Source organism: Desulfonatronovibrio magnus, from assembly GCF_000934755.1.
GTDB classification, from domain to species: Bacteria; Desulfobacterota; Desulfovibrionia; order Desulfovibrionales; family Desulfonatronovibrionaceae; genus Desulfonatronovibrio; species Desulfonatronovibrio magnus.
The window spans coordinates 1-22,068 of the sequence record NZ_JYNP01000071.1 but is presented as its reverse complement, the minus strand read 5'-3'; the positions used below and the strand labels follow the sequence as shown (position 1 = coordinate 22,068).

Below are 22,068 nucleotides of genomic sequence, written 5' to 3'. Positions count from 1 at the left end.
TGGACACAAAAGGCGGTTATTTGTCCACTGGAGCATGTGATAATGTTGGGTTTTGCATTTATCAGCACTTTTACTACTGATAATGATGTGGTTGGACCAGAGGCTGAAGAAGGCTTCCAGACCACTGAAAATGATGACACGATTATCGGAACAGTAGGCAGCACTTCCACACTGAATGCTGGTGACCAGATTGATGGTGGTGAAGGTTCCGACACACTGCAGGTATCCATGAACAGAAACTTCACAGGATTTTCCGGTGATGGCTTCATGAAAAATGTTGAAACTGTTGAGTTGAGTAATGAAGGATCAACAACTCGTACTTTTTCAGCTGCTAAAATTGAAGATGCTGAAAACTATATAATTGATGCTTCAAACGGAGCTGTAACTCTATCAAATCTTGCTGATACAGATGCAACTATTACCATCAAAGATCAGGCATCCGGTACCATGACCATCGGATATGCAACTGATGTGACCAAGGGTGATGCAGATGTGCAGGATGTAGTGCTTGAAAATGTGGGTACAGTTGAAGAAGGCAAGACATCTCAAGCCGCAGTAACTCTTAATACAGAAGGAATAGAAGAGCTCAACCTGACCATTGTTGGTGACAACGTAATTCATCAGAATTCAAATTCTGTAGAAGCAATTAATGTACAAGGCGGCAGTTCTCTGAAAATTACTGGTGTAAGTACTGCTTTAAAGACATTTGACGGTTCTGAATCAGCAGGTGATTTGGATATTATGCTTGCAAGCGCCTCTAGCATGACCTCAGTATTGACCGGCAGCGGAGATGACGTCATCAGGGCAACACTTGACGATCTTAGAGCAAATGCTAAGGTTGATGGTGGAGAAGGTGATGACAAGTTGCTCCTTTCAGGAACAACTGCCGATACTCAGTATGATATGGATAACATTCAGACTATAGCAGTAGGTACTACTGGAACTCTCAACTTTAGTGCCAGATACGCCGAAGGTATAGAAACCCTTGAGGCCACCAAGGATTTTTCAGGTACAGCCAACTTCATCCGCATGGAAGATGCCAACCTGGACATTAATCTGAAAGGTGCCAATACCGGCGGAAAACTTACTTCTGACCACAGTGGTACCACACAGGTAAATGTAACAGCTACTGATGATGATCAGTCCAATGGTGTGGCTGTTGAACTGGCCAATACCTCCAGCCTGGATATCGCTGTAAGTGAAGAAATGACCTATACCAGCACAATCACAGCCAATAAGGCCACTTCGGTTGAAGCTGAGATTGAAGGTGCCATGTCAGGTGCAACAATAAGTGCTGCTGAAGCAACCTCCGGTGTGTTTACTTCTGGAGAGGAAGCTCAAAATATCAGTCTTAGCGCCGCTAAGATGACTGATCTGCAGATTGATGCAGGTGGTGATTTTACCCTGACAGGTTCACAGGCAGGACTGATCGACCTTACAGTAGATACTGCTGGAACATTTACTGCCCAAAACAAATACGAAAGCATCGAAAATGTCACCTTGACAGGTTCTGGTGAAGCTAACCTCGGAACTCTGGGTGCCGATGACCATGATGCAGCCATCTCAGTTACTGCAGACGGTTTAAGCGGCCTGGCGGTATCTCATACTGAGACAGAAGACAAGAACATCACCTACGAAGTTGACATCGACGGGGATGTAAATCTTGGCTCTATCAAAGCAGGTACCGGCAATGTAAGCATCGACCTCAATGACACCTTTGGAGACTTCACACTGACAGGTGTAACCGGAAAGAACGTGACTATTGATGCAGGCGGTGTTTTTGGTACTGCTGCATATAATGGCACAATCGAAGTAGGTGATACCCTGAATTTTACAGGAGTAATCACGAAAGATAATACACTAGGAACAATCGAAGCCACCGGCGAAGACTTTGTAGCCAACCTGACTGGCGGAGATAAGAGTGACTCCTTCACAATCACAGGTTCAGCAGATACTGTTAACTACACATTGAAAGGTGATTTGAATCTCGGCGATACAGACATGGTCAGCCTTGAAGCTACTGCGGCTGGTGCAGGCGCTGGAACCTTAGGCGTAGAAGTAGATGCCTCTGATCTGGATAACTACGATCAGCTGTATATTACTACTGGTGCAGGTAACGATACGATTACTGGTGGTGCTGGTGCCGATACCATCAAGTCTGGCGCAGGTGATGACTACATCGTAGCCGGTGGTGGCGCAGATTACATCTTCTCCTCAGATGGCGCTGTGACCGTTGATGCAGGTGCCGGAGATGATACCATCGCTGTTTGGAGAACAGGCACAACAAAAGGCTCAGAGATCACCGGTGGTGCCGGTGACGACACCTTCATCTTCGGTCGTGCTGCATACTCTGCCTTTGATGAAGATAATATGGTAGACACCATCAAAGACTTCAATGTTGCTACAACTAACAATGAAATCTTCAGAGGTAATGATAGTGGGGCTACTGAAAACGCCATGGCCTCAGCTGCTACAGGGTTCCATGGAGCAGTCACTCAAAATCAAGGTATTGGAGCATCAGTTGCGCATACTGTAACCGTAACTTGGGGAGATGACTATGCAGTGCATGTAGAAGATAATATTGCTACTTTTTACTTCAGAGAATCTGGATCGCAAGTTTTTCATGGAAGTGTCGAAGCAACCTATACAGTTACTCATGCCTACGTAACCACCTCTTTTGAAGGTGAGGATGCTCTTGAAAATGCTCTTACACAGCTCGATAACAACTTAGAAGCAAGCAAAGATGTTCTCTTCAGCCTTGGCACAGATGTCTATCTGTTCATGCAGGACGTTACACAAGGAAACATGTTTGCAACAGGTGCGGCTTTTACCGGTGCAGACCAGGTAGTTGAACTACAGGGTATATCTGACCCGGATGATGTTAACGACATCATATTCTCATAGCTCCAGCTAACAGCTAACCGTTAATGCTATTAACTGACCTATAAACAACCCTCCCGGCTTCTGTGGTCGGGAGGGTTTTTTCATTTTAATCCTTCCTGATATCTATGAAAAAGATTAAAAGTCCCATTGCTGGTAAAGTTGACTCCCTCCTTAAAAAAATTCAGATCGGGAACAAATCCGCTATTCTCAAGCTGGAAAAATTAGCCGAACAAAAACCTAACAACCCTTACGTTCTCCATGCCATGGGCTGCTTGTCGCTTGAGAAAGGACAAGGTAAGGAAGCCCTGGAATTCCTTCAAAAAGCCATTGATAAAGGCTATCCCCTTATTAAAGATGTCTGGCGCAATCAGCTAATAGCCAGTGCCATGTGTGGCAACCTTGATGCATTCAACGTATACTGGGCCAAGATAGAAAAAGATCGGCCCAACCTTAAATCTCGCGTTGAACCCATCAAGTCTGCATATAAGGCAGCCAGGTTCCATAATCACAAAGAAGTACTGGACAGAGTGCTTGATATCTGGGCGTTACTTACTCCGGAAGACCCTTCGCTAACACTTTCCCGTATCGCCATGAAGCTCGATCAAGGCGAAGATGCCCAGGCCAGGGAAATGATCAGTGAAATTCCTGAAATTAAAGAGGACGACTTCAATTCACTCATGCTGGCTTGTCAGCTATGCGACCGGGCAAAAGACCCCAAAAGTTATCACTATCTGGAGCAAGCCTACAAAGGCGTAGACAAAAGCAAACCCAATGATGTGCAGCGCCTTATCAGTATGGCCACCAAGCTCAAAGAGTACAATGCCGCTGAGAAGCTTCTTGATGAGCTTGTAGAGCGTAATCCTGATCTGTATGAAAGCAAAATATACGATATGCTGGCCATATTCCAGGAAAGCTGTCAGTGGAGCAAGGTCGAAAAACTTGTTCCTGAGTACATGGATGCTGTCAGCAATGAAAGAATCAATCCGCCTGGATTATGGAAAGGACTTTCCTGGCCTGGAATCACAGATGCCGACCATCTGAAGCTTGCCAATAAATTTGTAACACGATTTGCCAAAACTGATCCACCTCCTGAATCTGTATCTGAACGTGAACCGAGAAATCAAAGAAAACTCAAGGTCGGCTACATGTCCGCCGACTTCATGCAGCACCCGGTGATTCAGTTGATCATGGAAGTTTTAGAGCGCCATGATCACACACAATATGAATTGATTGCCTTCGACGTAACCGATGAACACGAGTCTTTCTGGAGACGCCGGGTATTGTCTGCTTTTGATAAGGTCATTCCAGTACGGAAATTGAATGAAACAGAACTTGTAGAAACTATCAGACAAGAAAATGTTGATATCATCATTGATTTACAGGGTGATACTACAGATACCCGCTGCTGGTCTTTCCGGCACAGGCTTGCTCCGGTTCAGATGAGCTGGCTGGGTTTTATCGGGACCATTGGTGAAGGTATTTCCGATTATATTCTTGCTGATCCGCATACCATACCAGCCCGGAACAGGCAGTACTTCGCGGAAAAAGTCATCTGGATGCCCGACTTCTGCTTCCCGGCTGACACCCAGCGAGAAGCTCCGCCGCCACCGCCACGGATAGTCGAGAACCTGCCGGGCAATGCCGTGGTATTCTGCTCCTTCAACGGGCACTACAAAATTACGCGCGAAACCTTTGAAACCTGGATCAAGATAGTTCTTTCCGTAGAAGGCTCGGTATTATGGCTGTATAACCAGCACCCGGCTTCTACAGGAAACCTGCAAAAAGCCGCCTTGGAGCTTGGCCTTCCCGAGAACAGAATATTTTTCGCTGGGCATCGCCCCCACACCGAGCACTTGGCCAGACTGCAGCTGGCAGACGTGGCTCTGGACTCCTGGCCCTATAATTCAGGTGCTACAGCTATAGATACCCTATGGTGCGGTGTCCCAATGGTCAGCTATATGGGTGAAACCATGATGTCCCGGGTAGCTGGAGGCATGCTACACACCTTAGGCCTTCCTGAACTTGCCTGTTCTACTGTAGACCAGTTTAGGGATACAGCCATTGAGTTGGGTAATAACCCTCAAAAACGCAGAGAAATGAAAGACCGCCTTCTCCAGGCGAGATATACTTCTCCCCTTTATAATCCCGGCAGGTTTGTAAGACATTTAGAGAAAGCCTTTGAAATGGCTTACTCGCGTTTTGAGCAAAAGTTACCCCCAAATCACATTGAAGTGCCGGTTCTTGAAGATGCTCAAACTGCTACAGCCAAAACTTCTGTTCAGGTTCTGCTTGAAAAGGCGGACTACTATTTAAATCAGGACAAACTGGACCGCGCACAGGATTTTTACGAACAAGCTGCTGCTCAAGATCCTGACAATCCCTATGTACTCTACGGTCAGGGAATGATTTTAGGGTTACGCGGCAAGTACCAGGATTCCCTTGAACTTTTGCGCAAAGCTGTAGATTCCAAACCTGAGCATAAACCGTTCCAAAAACACATGGAAATCATGGAAAAGAAGGCCGAGCAAAACAGAGTCGGACAATTAAGTGAAGTCCTCAGCAAAGGCATGTCCCTGCACCAGCAAGGCCGCATGGACGAAGCATTAGAGTGCTACCAGACCATCCTTGAAGACTCCCCGCTTCACCCTCAAGCCACGCACTACTTAGGCCTGTTAGAGCTTCAAAAAGGCAGCCTCGAAGGTCTGGATAAGATCAAAGCATCTATACAACTCCAGCCATACAATCAGGAGTTTCAGCATAATTACGCTAAGGCCTGCCAATTAGCAGAAAACCTGAAACAAACAAATAACCAAGAGTAGCTTTCATGAACAATATATGGAATATAATAATCAAAGGCGGCGTAAAAGTAACTGTTCCTGCTGACCTGGATATCATGACATCTTACGTTCTTCTGGAGCAGGAAGACTGGTTTGAAGGTGAGATGGAGTTTGTGCGCAGGTTTGTACGCTCTGGCATGAACTGTCTGGATATTGGGGCTTGTTATGGGGTGTACGCCAGAACTATGGCTCACTTAACTGGCACTGAAGGAAAAATATTTGCCTTTGAACCTAACCCTGAAGTGTTAAAGTATTTGGAGCAAGGAAAGCCTGATAACCTTGAAATTGTAGATAAGGCTCTGTCAGACAATGATAGCCGGGTTTCGCTTACTCAAGAAACCACACCAGAATTATGCCAAACCATCCCAGGAGACAGCATTGAACAGATTACTCTGGACACCTGGTGGAATCAGTCGGGGCGACCTGATGTAGAATTAATCAAGCTCGATATAAATGGTCATGAGGGCAAAATAATATCAGGTGGAAGAGAGTTCTTCTCTCAGAATAACCCAATAATCATCTTTTCTACAGCCAATGCCGGGGATGTCATACCTGCTCTGGAATCAATGGGCTACCATATCTGCCGCTTCCTTCCAGCCAATGCTAAACTGGCCAAAACAGCAGAAACAAAGCCGGATCAGTATACACTTAACCTGGTAGCCATCAAATCCGAACATGAGTATGAACTGGCAATATCTGGATTGCTGCAAAGCATACAGTTGCAAAAAGATGAAGAATGGCCGGATGTTCTTGGCATGTTACCATGGACTGCCGAGCTGATGCCAACTTGGTTGAGTAACAGTAAAGATGCAGACTACGAAGACTATATAAATGCATTAAACCGCCTTTGTGCAGATCAACCCAAGGAAGCTGCCACGTCTCTGATAAATATTTTTGGAAATGAGAATAAACCCGCCTGGCTGGTAATGTCTCTATCAAGAGCATTATACGCTATAGGCGAACGTCACCGTGCAGCCATGACCTTACAGGTTCTGGTAAAGGCAACCCAGGAAGGCCAGCCATTTGAATACGATCTGCCTTTTCTACCGCCCTTGCCTGAACACGATCAGATTCCTGTTGAAACCGTGGCCCAGAACTGGATTGTTGCCAGATGTACCGAATCCTTTCTTACACTGAATTCCTTTTCAGGCTACTTTTCAGGTGAGCGTGACCTTGGCCTTCTGAAAACCCTGCACCAGAACAAAGAACGCCAGATCGAGTTTGAAAGACGTTTTGCCCTGCATCTGTTGCGTATGGGGAAAAATATAGTCATCAAGCCGGAAAACAAAATGCTGGGGCCAAACCACCTGAATCCGGCAGTATGGGCGGAAATTGCAGGCGTTGACCTAGCAGACATACCCGAGGTGCAATTGGATACCCCGGTTAAACAACAAATTGCCGCGTCAAGCCATGAGAAGATTGTTGTCTACACAGCCATAGCAGGCAACTACGAAGTCCTGCGCGATCCCGAATATATCACACCCGGAGTGGACTATATCTGCTTTACCGATAATCCTGAAACCAAATCAGAAGTCTGGAAAATTCTCCCCCTGCCGGAACACTCCAACGATCCCATGCGCAGGGCCAAGCAGCCCAAAATTCTACCCCATAAATTCGTCGGAGATTATGACATCAGCATTTGGGTTGATGCCAATATGCGCATCATTGGGGACGTCCGGCCACTTGCAGCTCAGACACTGTCCGAACACGACATGGCTGTATTCAGGCACCCTTTCAAGCGACCAAACCTGGAAGCCGAGGTTCAGGCTTGTATATTTTATAAAAAAGATTCTTCCGAAGTACTTTATCAGCAGCTGAACAAATACCGGGAAGAGGGACTGCCAGACGAACAGCCGATACCTCAGTGCAACACGCTCCTGCGCAGACACAACAAGCCAGAGATCATTTCAGCCATGGATGCCTGGTGGCAGGAAATTGAAAACCACAGCCGCCGCGACCAGATGAGCTTTCCCTATATAGCCTGGAAGTATGATCTGCAGCATGCAGTTATTAAGGACAACGCCAATGACAATTCATTCTTTAAGTGGCGGCCTCATGGTGAAGGAATTGCCCGGCCTGCCAAGCGAGCAGCACTGTCACCTGCAGACTACAAAAAGATCACTATTTCCCTGTCTTACTACAATGATGCTGAGCATATAGAAAAGCATATAAACAAATGGTCGGAGTATGCTGACCTTGTAAAATTCCAGATACTTGATGACGGGTCCAACGTTCCTGCAGAAGATATTTTAAAAAATTTCGATCTGAGCAGGCTAGATATGCGTCTTTTCCGTGTCGAAGAAGATATACCATGGAATATTCCAGGAATCAGAAATTTAGGAGCTACGGTATGCTCAACACCATGGATGTTGATCTGCGACATGGATCAGACATTTGAACGCTCTGAGATTGAAAAAATGTGCAGCCTTCCGGATAAAGGCAGTGGTTATTATTACAGCTTTGCCAGGCAGGATAATATCAGTACCAGAGGCACCATGCTTGTATCCATAGAAGACTACTGGAAAGTAGGTGGATACGATGAGGATATGGTTGGCAACTACGGCTACAATGATCCACTTTTCAGGTATCAGCTGAACCATTCAGGAATCAGGGAAATAACCTGCAAAGACATTCTCTGCACCCAGCATACGGCTGACTGCGACCTGGACAGGAGTACAAAGGAAGTTAATGCCCAGAAAATGGCTCAAAAAATCACAGAGTTGCCCAGACAAAACTGGGATGTTCTGAGATTCAAGTGGAAGCAGGTCCCGCTGAACTTAAATACCAAACAACAAATTACTCAAAGTAGTACCATGAACCAAGCACCTATGACTACCAGACGCACCGGCCCAGGCCCAAAAATGCACTGCCACGCTGAGCTTTTACGTGATTTGAACTACCAGGGATTTATCCCTGATGAGACAATGATGCGCTGGTTCAATGACAGATACAGTACATCCAAGCACCTGCTTACCCTGTACTCTATTGCCAGAGGACTGAATGCCCTAAAAGTTGTAGAAATTGGATTTGGAAGGTCATCTTTTGTGCTTGCCAGAGCAGCACATGAGACAGGTGGTTCGCTTATCACTTGTGATACAAGTGATTTCAGTTACCTTTTAAGCGAAGAAGAGAAGAAGGTTGTCAAGTTTATCAACGGTGACGCAAACCTGGTCTGGGAGGAGTGTAAAGAAGGTATTGATTTCGCTTTCCTTGATTTCTTCAGCATGCCGACCATGAGTAAGGAGTTTTCTCTTAATCATATAACTCAATGCGTTGAGAGATTGAAGCAGAATGCTGTCCTGGCCTTGCATGACTCTATAGATAACAGGTTTAAGTTGAAAGGGACATTAGCGACTATAGCGGATCATTTAAAAAGTAAAAATATTGATATAGAACTGATTCATTTACCTTATAATTATGGCTTATGTCTTATTAGGAGAGTTTCTGAATCGCATTTTGGTATGGTTAAAGATCAACATGTCAAAAAGCCTGAATCAAAATTACATACCCCCCCGGTATCAATACAAACTAAGCATAAAAATGCAAATATTTCTAAGTGGGGTGAGATCAACGAGGAAATCAAAATCAATGAAGACAAACCCATCTTTACAATATGCATCCCTACTTTCAACAGGGTAGAGGACCTTAAAAGATGCCTTATTTCTATAGACTCAGCAGTTGAATACTTACTCTACAAAACAGAGGTAATTGTAAGTGATAACAATTCTATAGATGGCACTTCTGATTTTCTGAGCAAGTATTGCCCTAGTTCAAAGTATATAGATTTCAAATATTGGACAAATCTTGAAAATATTGGTATTGTTAACAATGTAAAAAAATTATTATTTGAAGCCAAAGGTAAATATATTGCTTGGATTAGTGATGACGATTTCTTTTTTCCAAATGCTTTATTTCAATTTAAAACAATTATTGACAAATATAGGGTTGATTTTGCAAAATGCAGAAACATTACTTACATGATAAAAAGTGACAAAGTTTTTTTATACGGACCAAGAAATGATATACGGTACAATATTAATGACAATTTTAATAATTTTTTAGATATTTTTCAACTTAGTCGCTGCCTTTCTGGCTGTGTCCATATCAATTCACAAAAGGTTAGAGATATTTTTTTAAATTTAAACAATGTTTACCCTTCTATGGCTTTGTGTGCACTATGCTACAAAAATTCATATTACACTTCAGAGCCTCTGCTTATTCATCAATTTGAAAACACTATTTATTTGGAAAAGGATGTTGACATGAAAACAGATGAAACATACCGTATGCATACAGCAAGAGATCGTCAGCGATGTCTATTGTTTTTGCCAGATGATATATTCATGAATACAATAAGCTTGTCGCATATAAAGGACTATTTAAAAAAATACTACAATTTTATTGATAAAGAAGTAGCAAATAAACTCCAGCAATTCTCTTAGATATCTAATTTAAGCATTATTTAGCAGGATTTTCAGGGGATAGGGTATGCAAACAGTACTTTTTTGTGGAGGGCTCGGGACAAGACTTAGGGAAGAGACCGAATTTAAACCGAAACCCATGGTTCACATTGGTAACAAGCCCATCATCTGGCATATAATGAAAATATACGCTCATTTTGGATACAACGAATTTGTACTCACTCTTGGTCACAAAGGCGATATGATCAAAGATTTTTTCCTTCATTATGAGACCATGAATAATGATGTCACCATAGAACTGGGAAGACCTGAATCAATCAATATGCATAATTGTCATGATGAATGCGGCTGGAAGATAACACTGTCTAACACCGGGGAAAACACTCTAAAAGGTGGCCGACTGAAACGTGTGGAAAAGTACATACGAGGCGACACCTTCATGCTCACTTACGGTGACGGCGTGGCAAATGTGGACATAAACAAACTGCTTGAATTCCATCACTCTCACGGCAAGATGGTCACTGTGACCGGAGTACGCCCCATTGCAAGGTTTGGAGAGCTTCTGGTGGACGATCAAATGGTCAGGTCTTTCCAGGAAAAACCCCAAGTTTCTGGAGATAATGGTTTGATCAGCGGTGGTTTTTTCGTTTTTAACAGAGACATATTTGATTACCTAACTGAAGATGAAAACTGTGACCTGGAACACGGTCCTTTGGAAGCGCTTGCTCAAAAACATCAACTTATGGCCTACAGGCATGAAGGCTTCTGGTATTGCATGGACACCCTGCGGGATATGGAAAAGCTCAATGCCATGTGGGACAGGGGCGAAGCCCCATGGAAGGTCTGGTAGATGGACGTTTTGTTTGCTGATATATACAGAGACAAAAAGATCTTTATAACCGGGCATACCGGATTCAAAGGCTCCTGGCTGGCCTTCTGGCTTACCTGCCTGGGTGCGGATGTAACTGGATTCGCTCTGGAACCGGATACCGATCCCAGCCATTTCAAACTACTTAACCTGCCCATGCGCTCTATTATAGGCGATATCCGTGACCCACAGGCATTAAGCAAGGCAATACTGAAAACAAAACCCGAAATAGTCTTTCATCTGGCGGCCCAACCCCTTGTTCGGCTTTCTTACAAGCAGCCGGTTGAAACCTTTTCTTCCAATGTCATGGGCACGATCCACCTGTTTGAAGCCTGCCGCAAAGTCGATACCGTCCGGGCCATAGTCAACATTACATCTGACAAATGCTATGAAAACAGGGAATGGGTCTGGGGCTACCGCGAATCAGATCCCATGGGCGGGCATGATCCCTACAGTGCCTCTAAAGGCTGCGCAGAACTGGTCACTTCAAGCTGGCGCAACTCATTTTTTCATCCTGATCAATATGGCAGATCCCACCAGACCCTGCTTGCCAGCGCCCGGGCCGGAAACGTTATCGGCGGGGGCGACTGGGGAGAGGATCGGATCATCACGGACCTGGTAACAGCCGCAAGTCAGGGCCGGAAACTCATCATTCGCAATCCATCCGCCACCCGCCCCTGGCAGCATGTACTTGAACCCTTGTCCGGTTATTTGCTTTTGGGGCAATGTTTACTGGAAGGTGATGCTAAGTGTGCGGATGCCTGGAATTTCGGACCTGGAGATGAAGACAGCATTACCGTGCTCGAAGTTGTACAGGCAATGCAGGGGCAGTGGGACCATGTTCAATATGATGTCAAGCATGATACGAGCCAGCCTCATGAAGCCGGACTGCTCAAACTGGATTGTTCAAAGTCCAGATCAAGACTTGACTGGAAGCCGGTATGGAGTACAGATTCCAACTTTAACAAAACAATATCCTGGTATAAATCTTTTTATGACCGGGGTCTGATTCTTACCTCAGATAATCTCAAAGAATATATAAGTTACGCAAAACAAAAACAGATCTGCTGGGCAAGGAGGTAGATCATGAAAGCGATACGCAAGACATTTTCCCTGACTGAAACAGACAGGAATATAAAATTAAATATACCAAAGAACTTTGGCTCTAAAATAGAGATCATTATCCTGCCGGTGGGTAAAACTCAGGATGTGCACGGCAGATTTGAAATTGTTGCCGAAGATGGAATGGAATACAAAATGCCCAACTGGACCGAAGATGAGTTCAAGACAATAGGCGTCAGCGCTTTTTTTGATACGAATGAAGACGCTGATGTAGATTGGGAGGACTGGTTTGGACTCAGATAACAGGATCGGGGAAATTGTGCTCATGGAATTTCCCTACACCAATGCCAAAGGCTCCAAAGTCAGGCCGGCAGTCATTGTTTTTGATAATTCAATGACAGGAGTTGGACGTGATTTGACAGTAGCCTACATGACCACGGAAATTGACAGATATCGTCATGTACCCGTTGCGGTTCTGGTGGAGCGTAGCGATCTGGATTCCGGATGGATTAAAGATACCAGCGTCATTCGAACAGATAAGCTGCTTACAATAGATGAAAATAGTTTTATGCGGACTGGTATTGCCCGCTTGAATCAGCAAAAAATTCAAGAACTACTCAAAAGCCTCAGCCGTACTATGGTGTCTACATTTTACCAGTCTGTTCACAAGCCCAAGATTTCCGCTCCCTTTACCCCGGGTGTTTCGCGGGTTAATTATGCCGGACGGGTTTTTGATGAAGCTGAGATGTGCAACCTGGTGGATTCTTCTCTGGAGTTCTGGTTGACCTATGGCCGATATTCCAGGGAATTTGAAAAACGCCTGGCAGAATTTCTAAGCATTAACTACGCTTTCCTGGTCAATTCCGGCTCCTCAGCCAATTTACTGGCCTTCATGGCCCTGACTTCACCTCTCTTAGAAAATAAAGCCATGCGCCGTGGCGATGAAGTCATCACGGTTGCCGCCGGGTTCCCCACTACTGTGGCCCCGATTATTCAATACGGTGCAGTTCCGGTTTTCGTGGATGTGGATTTGGCCACTTTCAATATTGATGTGACCCAGCTTGAAGCGGCTTTATCATCGAGAACCAAAGTGGTAATGCTGGCCCATACTCTGGGAAACCCTTTTGATATTCAAGCGGTCAAGTCTTTTTGCGATGCCCATAACCTGTGGCTCATCGAAGACAATTGCGATGCCCTTGGTTCAAAATACCAGGGCAGATACACTGGAACCTGGGGAGACATCGGCACTTCCAGTTTTTATCCGCCCCACCACATGACCATGGGAGAAGGAGGGGCTGTATATACCAACGACAATCTTCTTAAAAAAATTATCCTTTCCATGCGCGACTGGGGCCGCGACTGCTGGTGCGAGAGTGGCGTGGACAATACCTGCGGCTGCCGCTTTTCCAGTCAGCACGGCACACTCCCTTTTGGATATGATCATAAATATGTGTACAGCCATTTCGGTTACAACCTGAAACCCTCAGATATGCAGGCTGCCATAGGCTGCGCTCAATTGGACAAGCTGGAAACCTTCACGGCCAGGCGCAGGGAAAATTTTAATCTTTTGCGATCCGGCCTGGCTGATCTGGACCGGTTCTTCCACCTTCCCGAACCCACCCCGGGCAGTGACCCCAGCTGGTTCGGCTTTTTCCTCACGTTAAAAGATGGTGTTCCGTTCACCAGAAACCAAATCGTGGAACACCTCGAAGCCGCCAATATCCAGACCAGGAATTTGTTCGCGGGCAACATCACCCGCCATCCCTGTTTCATGGGATTGAAGGAAGGTGTGGATTTCAGGATTGTGGGCGAACTGGCAGTGACAGACAAGATTATGAACGACAGTTTCTGGATTGGTGTTTATCCGGGGATGAAGCAAGAAGTGGTTGAGTATATGGTGAACACGATTCGGAGTTTTGTGGAAAATCTATGAAGAAAACCATCCTCCTCACCGGAGCCACCGGTTTTCTCGGCAGTCACTTGCTGGAGGCACTGCTGAACAATAATTACCAGGTGGTTATCCTGAAACGGTCCTTTTCCGATGCCTGGCGTATCAACCATCTGATAGACAATGTAAAAAGCTATGACCTTGATAAAGATCCCCTGGAACACGCTTTCAAGGATCAGCCCATTGATGTGGTGATTCACCTGGCAACCCTTTACCGAAAGTTCGACAAAGGGAAAGAAGTCTCTGAAATGATCGCCTCCAATGTCACCTTTCCGGTTGAAATTATTGAATGTGGTATTAGGCACGGCCTTAAAGGTTTTATTAACACCGGGACATTCTTTGAATATGATTGTTCTGTATTGCCGGTCAGGGAAGATGCGCCATTCAAACCATTCAACCTTTACGCCAAAACTAAGCTGGCCTTTGAAAATATCCTGGTCACATATTCCAGCAGTATATCCACCATGACATTGAGGCTGTTTTCGCTTTATGGAGAAAAGGATAACGCCAAGCTGATCCCCATGCTTATTCAGAAAGCTTTAAAAAAAGAAACCATGGAATTGTCTGATGGACTGCAAAAACTGGATTTTGTCTACTCCGCAGACATTATTGATGCTTACCTCAAGGCTTTGAACGTTATCCACGCATTCAAGCCGAAGCACCAGGTCTTCAATATCGGTTCAGGGTCTCCCGTTAGTGTCCGGGAAGTTGTTTCCATTCTGGAACAACAATTAGGCACTTCGGTAAAAAAAACATGGGGCAAACCATCCGAATTTGATATCTCCATTGTTTTTGCTGATATTTCCAGGGCAAGAAAGGATTTGAGCTGGAAGCCTGAACACTCCATCCACGAAGGAATGGAAAAAACAATCAGGTATTACGCAAAAAGGAATGAAACATGGAGATAATTCCTACGAATCTGCAGGGAGTATACGAAATACAGTGCAGGAATTTTCAGGATCAACGTGGGCTTTTTATAAAAACTTTCCATGCAGATACCTTTGCTGCACATGGCCTGGATACTGATTTCAAGGAAAGCTTTTATTCCGTATCAAAGAAGAACGTATTGCGCGGCATGCATTTTCAAAAGCCGCCACACGATCATGCCAAGCTCGTTTACGTGACTGACGGCGAGATCCTGGACGTGGCCCTTGATATCAGAAAGGATTCGCCCAGTTTTGGCCGGTATTTTTCCACAACATTGTTAGACATAAACGCCAAATCATTATACATGGCCAAGGGCTTCGCTCATGGTTTCCTGACCCTCTCTGAAACCGCGACTGTGGTGTATCTGACCACAACAGTCCACGCTCCAGAACATGATATCGGTGTAAGGTGGGACAGTTTTGGATTTGACTGGGGCTTGATAAAGCCTGTTGTCTCTCAACGTGACAATTCTTTTAAAAAATTTAAAGAGTGTTTATGATAGCTATCCTTGGAGCCGGCATCTCCGGTATCTCAGCGGCATATCATCTCCGACAAAGGGGTATCGAAAGTATAGTCTTTGAAAAGGATGAAGACTGGGGGGGGGGCTTTATGGAAATTTTGAAATTGATGGGTTTAGATTTGATAAAGCAATCCATCTGTCATTCACTGAATTTGAAATCCCTCTGTGACAGTGGTAATGGAACGCTACATTTTCATCTCCTTCCGGTAACGCATGTGGCAGCCTCTTCCACGCCTCTGCGAGGGGGTGAGGGACCTGACCCTGCTGGAGGCCATGCAGCGGCTGATGGTCCTGGTGATTGATAAAATTAGATCCACAGGGGAATTGGCCGAAGATTCCATTTGCAAAATGATCGATACAATGATGGATGCAATGGCAGAGATTATGGAAACAATTCGCAGATCACATAACAATAAGTAAGGATAAGCCGAGAGTTAATTCAATTCAGAAAGTAAAATTAAAAACATAAGCGACTTTGATTTGTCAAATTTATTTTAGAAGATATGCACCGAAAAAAAACTTACTTACCAGAAATATTTATTATGATTATCTCTGATCAAATTACTGCCATCTTACCCATGAAGGGTCACTCCGAACGTGTTTCCAACAAGAACATACGGCATTTCAACGGAAAACAACTGTATCACCATGCAGCTCAAGTATTACAGGATTCAAAATTTATTAGTAGCATTGTAATTAATACGGACAGTGAGATCATTTCTGAAAAAGCCCCCAAACACTTTTCTAAAGTTCACATCATTAATCGCCCAGAAAGCATTAGAGGCGATTTTGTACCTATGAACGACATTATTGCACATGACATTTCAGTAACAGACGGAGAACATTTCCTACAGACCCATAGCACGAATCCCCTTTTATCTCAGGCTACTCTTGAAAGAGCTATCCAAAAATACTTTGAAGGCCTTGACCGCTATGACTCCCTCTTTTCTGTAACAAAGCTGCAAACCAGGTTGTACTGGGAGTCAGGTAAACCAATCAACCACGACCCTTCAAAACTGGAAAGAACTCAAGACTTGCCACCCGTCTTTGAGGAAAATTCAAACTTTTATATTTTCTCACGCGAGTCTTTCGTAAGAGCTAATAATAACAGAATAGGCTTAACCCCACAAATGTTTGAGGTCGATCCTCTTGAAGCCATAGATATTGATGAAGAATCTGACTTTCAGCTTGCTGAAGCCATTTATCATCTAAAGTCTGTTGGGAAGCTGCCATGACTACCAGGGAAAACTTGAAGCTAAGAATAGTAAATCACGAGTGTACGATTGGCTCATGGATCACTATCGGTAGTACAGTTGTAGCAGAAATTATGGCCCAGGCAGGTTTTGACTGGCTTGTCATAGATATGGAGCATAGCGCTATCACCCTGGATATAGCCCAGGATATGATACGAGTGATTGATTTATGCGGTGTACCTCCACTTGTTAGAGTAGGACATAATCAGCCCAACATCATTAAACGGGTTATGGATAGCGGAGCACATGGTGTAATAGTTCCAATGGTAAATTCGAAAACTGAAGCCCAGCAGGCTGTGGCTTCAGTTAAATATCCGCCTGAAGGATTCAGGGGGGTCGGCTTGGCAAGAGCTCAGAAATACGGACAGGATTTCGAAGGCTACCGAAAATGGAACCAGGAAAACAGCATTGTCATTGTGCAGGTTGAGCATATTGATGCGGTTAATAACCTTGAAGATATACTGAGTGTATCGGGTGTAGATGGTTTTATTGTCGGCCCTTATGACTTGTCTGGATCGCTTGGAGTACCCGGCCAGTTTGAAAATCCCGATGTTCAAGATGCTCTGGAACATATCCAGAAAGTTTCAGCCAAAAAAAACGCCATATCAGGCTTCCATATAATACAACCAAATATTGACGAATTAGAATCAAAGCAAATGCAAGGCTATAAATTTCTGGCTTTCAGCCTTGATATTATTTTTCTGGGCAATCATTGTCGTGAAAAAATCAAATCTGCGAAACTGACATAAGGACACCATGAGTAATATACTTATTACAACATCATCATTTGCAAAAAATGACCCCGGACCACTTAAAATTATAGAACAGACCGGCTTAAATGTTGTTTTGAATCCTCTGGAACGTAAACTGACCGAACAAGAAGTCCTTGATCTTATTCTCGAACATAAGCCTATAGCTATCCTGGCTGGGGTGGAGCCCCTGACAGCAAGTGTTTTACAACAGGCAACCGGTCTCAAGGCAATAGCCAGAGCCGGAATTGGCATGGACTCAGTCGATCTGGATACAGCTAAGCAACTATACATTTCTGTAACCAACACACCGGACGCCCCGACTATTCCTGTAGCTGAACTAACTGTAGGAATGATTTTGACTTTGCTTCGTCAGGTCCACACCTCCGATGCTTCTATCCGCCAGTCTCAATGGACTAGACCCATGGGCCAACTCCTATATGGCAAAACCGTGGGCCTTATCGGATGTGGCCGGATCGGTTCAAAACTGGCCTTATACCTAAAAAACTTCGGTTGCACAGTTGTCGGCACAGACCCTGCGTGCAAGACTCACGAAGATATTCAAATGGCAGAACTTGAAGAAGTATTATCTGTATCTGACATAGTTTCACTGCATCTGCCATATTCAACAGATACCCATCATTTCATAAATCAAGAACGCCTTAAAAAATTTAAACCCGGCTCATTTCTGATAAATACGGCCAGAGGTGGGCTGGTGGATGAAGATGCACTGCATGATGCTCTTGTTAATAAACAGCTTGCAGGAACTGCGCTGGATTGTTTTGAAAATGAACCTTATACAGGTCCACTTAAAAAATTTGATAATGTGCTCTTGACTGCACATATAGGCTCATATGCCAAGGAAGCCCGAATTATGATGGAAACACAAGCTGCCAACAATCTTATTTCTCAACTGAAAAAAGCGGGAGTTTTGTAATGAATATCCTGGTAACAGGAGGCTCTGGTTTTTTAGGAAGTCATGTGGCGGACGCATTAAGTGATGCCGGGCACAAGGTTACAGTTTTTGACAGGACTGAATCACCATATCTTCGTCAGGACCAGGCAATGTCCGTCGGCGATCTGATGGACCTTCAACACCTTGACAGAATTGTTAAAAATCAAGATATCGTATATCATTTCGCTGGCATAGCAGACATTGATGAATGTAAAATTAAACCTGTCGATACCGCGCAGATCAATGTTGTGGGAACTGTTAATTTGCTTGAAGCATGTCGTAAGTCAGATATCAAAAGATTTGTCTTTGCCAGTTCTTCTTATGTGTACAGTGATGCAGGTTACTTTTACCGAACCAGTAAGCAGGCATGCGAGTCTTTTATCGAAAACTACTATGAACTTTATGGTTTAAAATATACTTGTCTTCGCTATGGTTCCCTTTACGGACCCCGTGCTGATGATAGAAACAGTATATACAAGCTCGTAAAGCAGGCTTTGAAGAATAAAAAAATCGCTTATCAGGGAACTGGAGACGAACTGCGTGAATTTATCCATGTCTGGGATGCTGCCCAGAGTAGTGTCAGAATTTTAGATGCGCAGTACGAAAATGCTTATATTACACTGACCGGAAAAGAGAAAATGCGCTACGCTGATCTTCTTGAGATGATCAATGAAATGTTAGGGAATAGCGTTGAAATTAAAATTTCACCCTCAACTAGAAAAGCACATTACCGGATTACCCCGTACAATTTCAGTCCAAAGCTCGGCATGAAACTTACCAGCAATCCGCATGTTGACATGGGACAGGGTCTTTTACAATGCATGGCAGATATTTATGAAAGTATACATAGGGAAAAATCCAGCCAGCTTGGTGTATTTGTAAATGACGGCTAAAAATTGCAGACCCAGCTGGATACTCTTATCCTACCCTCTTCATCCCGAAGCCCCGTCCTATGGAGGTGGAAGTTCATTTAAGGATCAAGAAGACAAACTGATATCTCGTGGTGACTCATGTAATACCAGAAAGTGGTATCTTTCAAATCACATGGGTACACATATTGATTTCCCGAGGCATTTCACCAATACTGGTCCTGCATTGACAGATTTTGATCCCGGTTTCTTTATATCCAATAATATCCATGTAGTTGATATTTCACCTGTAGAGCCAGGCCAAATCATCACCCACAACCTTCTTGAACACCATAATATCCCTGATAATGTTGAATTTTTATTTATTAGGACCGGTTTTAGCCACTATCGTTCTCAGGATGTTTACTGGCAAAACAACCCCGGATTTGAACCCGATCTGTCGGATTACCTCAGAGAAAAAACCCCACACCTCAGAGTCATGGGCTTTGACAGCATTTCTCTGTCATCTTTTTCCAACAGGAATCTTGGAAGAAAGGCACATAAATCTTTTCTGGACAATGAACACTTCATCTTACCCCTTGAAGATATGGACTTAAGCATTATCGATAGCAAATGCCAGATATCGAGTGTAGTAATCGCACCATTGCAGGTATTTAATGCAGATGGGGCTCCGTGCACAGTTTTTGCTATGATATCTTGATCATTTGATAAACCCTTCAATCCTTACCACGCAGAAAGCATACTATGAGATACCAAGCAGTATTTTTTGATTTTGACGGTGTGATTTTAGACTCTGTGCATGTCAAAACTAAAGCTTTTGCCGCCATGTTCCGCCAGTATGGTCCAAAAGTGGAACGACAAGTTGTTGATTTTCATTTAGCTAATGGGGGGATGTCGAGATTCAAAAAATTTGAGCATTATTATAGAAATATCCTAAATATGGATATTTCACAAAAAGAACTTGATTTGCTCGGCAATAAATTTTCCGAATTAGCTTTACAAGGGGTGATTGAATCACCTTTCATACCAGGAGCTATTGAAACCTTGAAATCATTAAATTCAGATCAAACTCCATGTTTTATCGCTTCCGGAACTCCAGATGATGAAATAAAATACATAGTTCAGCACAAAAATTTAACCACATATTTTCTTGAAGTACATGGTTCTCCTAAAGAAAAGTCAGCCATAGTCTCTGAAATGATAGTTAAACATAATCTGGCATCAAACAATTGCCTCTTTATTGGAGATGCCATGTCTGACTACTGTGCAGCCCAAGAAACAGGATTAAATTTCCTTGGAATAGTCAAGGAGCAAACCACTTCTCCTTTTCCTGAAGACACGTGGGTAAAAAAAGAAGTTACTTTAAATGACTAACCTTATACAGAATCATAAAAACATGAAAAAAGCACTAATCACCGGAATTGGAAAAATTGGGGACAGGTTCTTTAAGTTGACTGTTTCACCATAATAGAAGAAATTGGGGACAGGTTCTTTAAGTTGACTGTTTCACCATAATTAGCTACATTCCTCTCAACCCAGCAACCACAAGCATTCACGGAGGTCCACCATGCCCAGAATAGCCAGATTTATCCGGGATAATCAGCCCAGCATCTACCATGTAATATCCAGAACAGCTCTTCAGGGACTGCCCATCAAGGACAGGGACAATGACTTTCTGCTGGGCCTGATCAAAAAGCTCAGTCAACTCTACTTTGTTGATGTGCTGGGATTCGCACTTTTAGGCAACCACTTCCACCTGGTAATCCGCATGTATCCAGAGTCTGATCCTACGGATGATGAAATCAAGGAAAGGTTGCAGAAATATTATGGAGATGAGCTTAATGTTACCGGGGTGCTTATATCCGACTACCGCAAGAGGCTGACCAACCTGGGGGCTTATGTGAAGGACATCAAGCAGGGATTCACCAGGTATTTCAATAAGAAGTATAACCGCAGGGGATTCTTTTGGGGGGATAGATTCAAGAGTATGATTGTTCAGGACGGGTTAAGCCTGGTTAATCTTCTGGCTTATGTGGATCTCAACCCTATCCGGGCCGGGATAGTAAAGAAACCGGAAGACTACCGCTGGTGTTCTTTGGGATATCATACCCAGACCGGGAATAAAGACGGCCTGCTGTCCATAGACTTTGGGATGAAGGAATGGAACGTGTTTGATCCCAAGGAGATTGTCCGCAGGTACAGGCAGTTTGTATATGAGACTGGAGCAGCTGAAAGCCAGGAGTCAGGAGTCAGGGGACAGGGGTCAGTGAAAAGAGGAATTGATCCAAAGATCGTGGAAAAAGCCAGAAAGAAAGGCTTTAAAATATCCAGGACTGACCGGTTCAGGTACAGATGCCGGTATTTTACTGATTCCGGGGTGATCGGAGGCAAAGACTTTGTTCAGGAGGTGTTTGACCAGGTCAAGCACTTGCTGGGGTCCAAGGATACAAGGAAATTTACTCCGGTTGGCGGGGTGGAGGGTTTGTATTCAATGAAAAGACTGGGACAAACTTAATATAGGCCCAGTTAAAAATGCTGGTTTGAATAAAGCCTTGCCTGATCTAAATCTGGGATCACTTCTGCAGTCTTTGACTCTACTGGCTCACGGCGGAACTGTTGGCTTCTATGTCCAAAACGCAAACAAAAAACCAGCCATAAGTTTCAACCAGACTCTTGCAGAACTGGTATCCCGAGGCGCACCATATAGATATCTGGCATTACCAGGTATCGGTACTGGCATAAACTTGGATGAGATCCACTGGATGGCCGTTGATGC

General features: G+C 44.1%; 19 protein-coding genes. All 19 read left to right on the top strand.

The window, feature by feature from the left end:
* The coding region (locus tag LZ23_RS08580) for a beta strand repeat-containing protein (protein WP_232300444.1) at positions 1-2,904 on the top strand (2,904 nt) is incomplete at its 5' end.
* A 104-nt stretch (positions 2,905-3,008) separates the two neighbouring features.
* Positions 3,009-5,702, top strand: coding sequence for an O-linked N-acetylglucosamine transferase family protein (locus LZ23_RS08575; RefSeq protein ID WP_045213326.1), 2,694 nt, complete (start codon positions 3,009-3,011; stop codon positions 5,700-5,702).
* Between the two features lie 5 nt (positions 5,703-5,707).
* On the top strand, positions 5,708-10,162 hold the full coding sequence (locus LZ23_RS08570; protein WP_045213325.1) for an FkbM family methyltransferase: 4,455 nt from the start codon (positions 5,708-5,710) through the stop codon (positions 10,160-10,162).
* 46 nt (positions 10,163-10,208) lie between these two features.
* Positions 10,209-10,991 (top strand): glucose-1-phosphate cytidylyltransferase, encoded by a 783-nt coding sequence (rfbF, locus tag LZ23_RS08565; RefSeq protein WP_045213323.1) that lies wholly within the window; start codon positions 10,209-10,211, stop codon positions 10,989-10,991.
* Positions 10,992-12,092 carry a CDP-glucose 4,6-dehydratase gene (rfbG, locus tag LZ23_RS08560; protein ID WP_045213322.1) on the top strand — a complete coding sequence of 367 codons (1,101 nt, stop codon included), beginning with the start codon at positions 10,992-10,994 and terminating at the stop codon, positions 12,090-12,092.
* Positions 12,093-12,095: 3 nt separating this feature from the next.
* Positions 12,096-12,374, top strand: a complete 279-nt coding sequence (locus LZ23_RS08555) for a hypothetical protein (RefSeq protein ID WP_045213321.1) — start codon at positions 12,096-12,098, stop codon at positions 12,372-12,374.
* The gene (rfbH, locus tag LZ23_RS08550; protein ID WP_198145939.1) at positions 12,361-14,004 is read left to right on the top strand and encodes a lipopolysaccharide biosynthesis protein RfbH; all 1,644 of its coding nucleotides are present in this window, start codon (positions 12,361-12,363) and stop codon (positions 14,002-14,004) included. Before LZ23_RS08555 ends, rfbH begins: the two co-directional genes overlap by 14 nt.
* On the top strand, positions 14,001-14,927 hold the full coding sequence (locus tag LZ23_RS08545) for an NAD-dependent epimerase/dehydratase family protein (RefSeq protein WP_045213320.1): 927 nt from the start codon (positions 14,001-14,003) through the stop codon (positions 14,925-14,927). The genes rfbH and LZ23_RS08545 overlap by 4 nt, the downstream gene beginning before the upstream one ends.
* A complete protein-coding gene (rfbC, locus tag LZ23_RS08540; RefSeq protein WP_045213319.1) occupies positions 14,918-15,445 on the top strand; it encodes a dTDP-4-dehydrorhamnose 3,5-epimerase in 528 nt (175 codons plus the stop codon). Before LZ23_RS08545 ends, rfbC begins: the two co-directional genes overlap by 10 nt.
* A complete protein-coding gene (locus tag LZ23_RS25490) occupies positions 15,442-15,768 on the top strand; it encodes an FAD-dependent oxidoreductase (protein ID WP_045213318.1) in 327 nt (108 codons plus the stop codon). Before rfbC ends, LZ23_RS25490 begins: the two co-directional genes overlap by 4 nt.
* On the top strand, positions 15,740-15,886 hold the full coding sequence (locus LZ23_RS23375; RefSeq protein WP_157493149.1) for a hypothetical protein: 147 nt from the start codon (positions 15,740-15,742) through the stop codon (positions 15,884-15,886). The genes LZ23_RS25490 and LZ23_RS23375 overlap by 29 nt, the downstream gene beginning before the upstream one ends.
* A gap of 122 nt (positions 15,887-16,008) precedes the next feature.
* Complete coding sequence (locus LZ23_RS08530) at positions 16,009-16,701, top strand: acylneuraminate cytidylyltransferase family protein (RefSeq protein ID WP_045213330.1); 693 nt, start codon at positions 16,009-16,011, stop codon at positions 16,699-16,701.
* Positions 16,698-17,468 carry an HpcH/HpaI aldolase family protein gene (locus tag LZ23_RS08525; RefSeq protein ID WP_045213317.1) on the top strand — a complete coding sequence of 257 codons (771 nt, stop codon included), beginning with the start codon at positions 16,698-16,700 and terminating at the stop codon, positions 17,466-17,468. Before LZ23_RS08530 ends, LZ23_RS08525 begins: the two co-directional genes overlap by 4 nt.
* A 7-nt stretch (positions 17,469-17,475) precedes the next feature.
* Positions 17,476-18,405, top strand: coding sequence for a phosphoglycerate dehydrogenase (locus LZ23_RS08520; RefSeq protein WP_045213315.1), 930 nt, complete (start codon positions 17,476-17,478; stop codon positions 18,403-18,405).
* Complete coding sequence (locus LZ23_RS08515; RefSeq protein ID WP_045213313.1) at positions 18,405-19,316, top strand: NAD-dependent epimerase/dehydratase family protein; 912 nt, start codon at positions 18,405-18,407, stop codon at positions 19,314-19,316. The genes LZ23_RS08520 and LZ23_RS08515 overlap by 1 nt, the downstream gene beginning before the upstream one ends.
* Complete coding sequence (locus LZ23_RS08510; protein WP_045213311.1) at positions 19,306-19,992, top strand: cyclase family protein; 687 nt, start codon at positions 19,306-19,308, stop codon at positions 19,990-19,992. Before LZ23_RS08515 ends, LZ23_RS08510 begins: the two co-directional genes overlap by 11 nt.
* A gap of 44 nt (positions 19,993-20,036) precedes the next feature.
* Positions 20,037-20,666, top strand: coding sequence for an HAD family hydrolase (locus LZ23_RS08505; RefSeq protein WP_045213309.1), 630 nt, complete (start codon positions 20,037-20,039; stop codon positions 20,664-20,666).
* Positions 20,667-20,859: 193 nt separating this feature from the next.
* Positions 20,860-21,807, top strand: a complete 948-nt coding sequence (locus LZ23_RS08500) for a transposase (RefSeq protein ID WP_045213307.1) — start codon at positions 20,860-20,862, stop codon at positions 21,805-21,807.
* A 37-nt stretch (positions 21,808-21,844) separates the two neighbouring features.
* The coding region (locus LZ23_RS08495) for a hypothetical protein (protein ID WP_157493148.1) at positions 21,845-22,068 on the top strand (224 nt) is incomplete at its 3' end.

Excerpts from the sequence above, each read along its gene's own strand:
- LZ23_RS08555 (WP_045213321.1), top strand. The coding sequence starts at position 12,096 with ATGAAAGCGATACGCAAGACATTTTCCCTGACTGAAACAGACAGGAAT.
- LZ23_RS08545 (WP_045213320.1), top strand. The coding sequence starts at position 14,001 with ATGAAGAAAACCATCCTCCTCACCGGAGCCACCGGTTTTCTCGGCAGT.
- rfbG (WP_045213322.1), top strand. The coding sequence starts at position 10,992 with ATGGACGTTTTGTTTGCTGATATATACAGAGACAAAAAGATCTTTATA.
- LZ23_RS08570 (WP_045213325.1), top strand. The coding sequence starts at position 5,708 with ATGAACAATATATGGAATATAATAATCAAAGGCGGCGTAAAAGTAACT.
- LZ23_RS25490 (WP_045213318.1), top strand. The coding sequence starts at position 15,442 with ATGATAGCTATCCTTGGAGCCGGCATCTCCGGTATCTCAGCGGCATAT.
- LZ23_RS08500 (WP_045213307.1), top strand. The coding sequence starts at position 20,860 with ATGCCCAGAATAGCCAGATTTATCCGGGATAATCAGCCCAGCATCTAC.
- rfbC (WP_045213319.1), top strand. The coding sequence starts at position 14,918 with ATGGAGATAATTCCTACGAATCTGCAGGGAGTATACGAAATACAGTGC.
- LZ23_RS08515 (WP_045213313.1), top strand. The coding sequence starts at position 18,405 with ATGAATATCCTGGTAACAGGAGGCTCTGGTTTTTTAGGAAGTCATGTG.
- LZ23_RS08530 (WP_045213330.1), top strand. The coding sequence starts at position 16,009 with ATGATTATCTCTGATCAAATTACTGCCATCTTACCCATGAAGGGTCAC.
- LZ23_RS08525 (WP_045213317.1), top strand. The coding sequence starts at position 16,698 with ATGACTACCAGGGAAAACTTGAAGCTAAGAATAGTAAATCACGAGTGT.
- rfbF (WP_045213323.1), top strand. The coding sequence starts at position 10,209 with ATGCAAACAGTACTTTTTTGTGGAGGGCTCGGGACAAGACTTAGGGAA.
- LZ23_RS08520 (WP_045213315.1), top strand. The coding sequence starts at position 17,476 with ATGAGTAATATACTTATTACAACATCATCATTTGCAAAAAATGACCCC.
- LZ23_RS08575 (WP_045213326.1), top strand. The coding sequence starts at position 3,009 with ATGAAAAAGATTAAAAGTCCCATTGCTGGTAAAGTTGACTCCCTCCTT.
- LZ23_RS23375 (WP_157493149.1), top strand. The coding sequence starts at position 15,740 with ATGCAGCGGCTGATGGTCCTGGTGATTGATAAAATTAGATCCACAGGG.
- LZ23_RS08505 (WP_045213309.1), top strand. The coding sequence starts at position 20,037 with ATGAGATACCAAGCAGTATTTTTTGATTTTGACGGTGTGATTTTAGAC.
- LZ23_RS08510 (WP_045213311.1), top strand. The coding sequence starts at position 19,306 with ATGACGGCTAAAAATTGCAGACCCAGCTGGATACTCTTATCCTACCCT.